Genomic DNA, 3549 nt, shown 5'->3' with positions numbered 1-3549 from the left:
AAACCGATACTGATTATTTGACCAATACAGATTGTTATTTTTGTGGGTCAGAAAACTTTTATAGCGCGTAGCGCTAGGCAACAGGCAAAAGTAAACTTTAAGTGGGTTTGGTGGACTTAGTAGCGCGTCTAGACTAAAATTGTGGATAAAACCCAACGCTACTATCCCCCCCAACCCCCCTTGGAAAGGGGGGGAGAGGTCTATATTTTCTAAAATTTACCCACATTTTCAAGCTAGATGAGCTATTAGAGATGTCCTAACCTAAATTTGTAGCGCCATAACAAAGCAGAGAATAGAAGTTTTGGAAAAGGGGTATTCTACATCGGGTTATAGTAGGAGAGTAAATTAACAATGAAAATTAAATGGTATAGCATTACGCAAATAGGTTAGGGCAATTATAGACGCTCAAACTTAGTCAGGGATTACTTCTAACTTCTAACTTCTGACTTGCGCGTAGCGCTATAGTCCTGCTTGAATAGTAGATGAGGATAAACAGTGCTGCTTTATGGGAGCAAGATACTCCCACTGTTTCCTTGACCAAAATAATTACAATGCACCAACACTAATTAGATAAACAGAAACTGATGGACCAAAAGCAGAAACCAACTTACACAGTTATAACTTTTTCTCCAGTGCAGGATTTTATCGTAAAATCCCGAAAGCTTCGAGATTTATATGGCAGTTCATATATTTTGTCGCTGTTGTCTTGGGTTATTTGTCAGGCAGCGGCAAAACTCAAACAAGATGATGAAACAGTCGTCGTTTCTCCTGCTCTTCTGAATATTACCCAAGGAATGCCAAATCAAATTATATTAAAAGGAGATTTCTCTGAAGCAGACATAGAACAGATTAAAACATTTTTTGAGCAAGTTTGGGCATTGGTGGCGAATAGTTGTCGCGAATGGGTTGAAGAAAATACTTGGCAGAAATTAGATGGAAAAGTAGTTAAATGGGAATTTCATTGGGATAGAAATTGGCGACTTTGGAAAAACCATGCTTGGGAATTTTTCTGGGCAAAAGGAGAAGCAAATGATAGTATTAGTGATGTACGAGAAAAGATTAATCAAGTCAAAAATCAGCGTGACTGGACAGGAATTAACTGGCAGGGAGAAAGTTCAACTCTTTCTGGTGCAGATGCGATCGCTTATCCTGGTTTAGGAAAATTTCCTGTTAGTGCCAAAAAAGTAATGATTTTAACCCTATCTCTCTTGGTAAAAAGCGAATTGTATAGTTTTGCGTTACTACTCCTACAAATCTGGGAAATTGGTCATTATCAATACAATTATAAAGAAGAGACAAAAAAAATTCAGGATTTTTATTCTAATCTTAGTTATGTATTAGGAGAATCATTTATTGACGAACGAGAACAACTTAGCATCCCTGAATTGATAAAACGCCTAGTAACTAATCAGTCAATTGTAAAAAAAATAGATTCAAAGTTACACGACGATTCGTTCAAGTTAAAAATATCAGAAATTACACAACTTGCTGATGACCTTCGCCCAGAAAGTTTTAAAGATTTGAACCGCCATGAAAATGAATATTGGACTGGTTGGTTTCAAGGAGACGGCGATGGAGCAGGTAAATATTTTAAAAGTTTAACAAAACTAGGGGCACAAAACGAGAAGGAACTTACTAATAGATTTAGTGAAGAAATGCGGAACTGGGGAAAAGAATTAATCAAGCAACAAGAAAATAAACTACCCGGTAAAGGTAGAATGATTTATGCAGGAGGTGATGATTTTTTAGGAGTTCTTTATGAAGAAAAGAAACAAATTCAACCACTGGATTGTTTGCAATGGTTTTATACTTTTAAATCAAGCATTTGGCATTGGCCTGAAGAGAAAAAAATTACGCCTAGTGTGGGATTTGTTTGGGCAGGTTCTCAAGTACCACAAAGAGATGTTTTACAACATTGTCATGAAGCCGAACAATCTGCCAAGAAAAAAGGGCGCGATCGCATAGCTTTTAGGATATTATTTAATAGTGGAAATTATTTAGAATGGGTGTGTCCTTGGTGGATATTAGATGAAATAGAAATCAAAGATTTTGAAACAGAAATAGAGAAATTATTGCCTCAAATTTCCACTCCCAAGCAAAACCTAATTAAAAGCTATAAAAGCCGAAGCGATGATGATAATTGGACTCATTTTTATCGAGATGTAGCCTTGTTAGAATCCCGTCATGCTTTCGACGGTGAAAGAATAATTATTGATGAAAAACCAGTAAATAACCCAAAAATTGACATAGCTTTGAATTTGATAGAAATTTATTTTGGTAAAGAATGGTACAACATTATTGCCCATCCACAAAACTGGTTTAATCGCTATGATAAAGATGATATTCAAATCTTTACTGGCATCTTAGGAGACCCTAAAAGTTTTGACTCCGAATCTGATAATGATTTAATAGATAAAGTTGTTAAAAATTCAAATGATACTTATCAAATAAGACAAGCTTTTAATGATTGGGTGATTAATTTAGCCAAAGTCGGATTTCGTTTAACGGAGGAGAAAAAATAATGACTGAAGAGCAAGATAAAAACGAAAAAGTAGAGTTCCAATACCTGGTTATTATTGAACCTTTAGGCTTTCTTTATGGCAGTGCCGGAAGGTTTTTATCCCCAGAAAATTTAGTGGGACGTTCTGGAACAAGTTTTCCTCCCAGTTCGGCAACTCTTTCAGGAATTTTTGCCGCTCATCTTGGTAATAAAGCAGTTCAAGACTTATATCTATCCGGACCTTTTTGGGGAAATACAAAGGAGGTATCAACAGAGCAAAATTTTTACGTTCCTACACCTTTAACTTATTTGATAAAAAATGGAAATTTTCAACATAAATTAATTTGGTATTCTCAAAAAGAAGGTTGGTTTGATGAGGAGAAAAAATCCCCTACGGATAAATTTGACAAGGGAACTTGGATAGCAATTTCAGATTGGCAAAATCCTAAAGAAGTCAAAAAAGCACCTTGGAAATTTTCTCCCCATCTCCATCCTAAACTAGACAAAAATCAACGACGAGTAGTAACTGATGAAACTAAGGAAGAAGGCAGTTTATTCTTAGAAAATGCTGTAGAAATGGACCCCGATACTTGTTTAGTTTACCTCTCTACTCACGAACTAGATTCAGGTTGGTATCGGTTTGGAGGTGAAGGTCATTTAGTTGATATTAAATGTGTTGAATTAAATCAAAAACACAAAAATTTATTGAATCAACCAGTAGGAAAACAGTTTGCTCTTATTACCCCTGCTGTTTGGGGTTCAAACCGTCTTTCCTATCGACAACCTATCCTTTTAGATAATGGAGAAAATGGCGATCGCCAAGAAAACAAAGAAAACACCCACAAAAATGCTTGGTCTGTCGAAACTTTCTATACTGCTCGCCCCCATACATTCCGATATCGAATGGGAAATCGTGAAAATCATCAATCAAATCAACCAAAACGTCTATCCAGAGGACGTTATGCTGTACCTGCGGGAACTGTTTATGTGTTGGAAAAACCACTGGATAAGTGTTGGCAAAATTGGGATGAAAATTGGTTTCCCAAAGA

General features: G+C 36.1%; 2 protein-coding genes. Both read left to right on the top strand.

Annotated features, from left to right (window positions below; all coding sequences use genetic code 11):
- Positions 1–584: 584 nt before the first annotated feature.
- A complete protein-coding gene (locus AC3DU7_RS28725) occupies positions 585–2522 on the top strand; it encodes a Cas10/Cmr2 second palm domain-containing protein (RefSeq protein WP_488042670.1) in 1938 nt (645 codons plus the stop codon).
- Positions 2522–3549, top strand: a 1028-nt coding sequence (locus AC3DU7_RS28720) for a type III-B CRISPR module-associated Cmr3 family protein (protein ID WP_488042669.1), incomplete at its 3' end; no start/stop codon positions are given. The genes AC3DU7_RS28725 and AC3DU7_RS28720, both read left to right, overlap by 1 nt.

It is taken from the genome of Okeania sp., from assembly GCF_983059655.1.
This window is presented reverse-complemented; position numbering and strand designations above follow the sequence as displayed.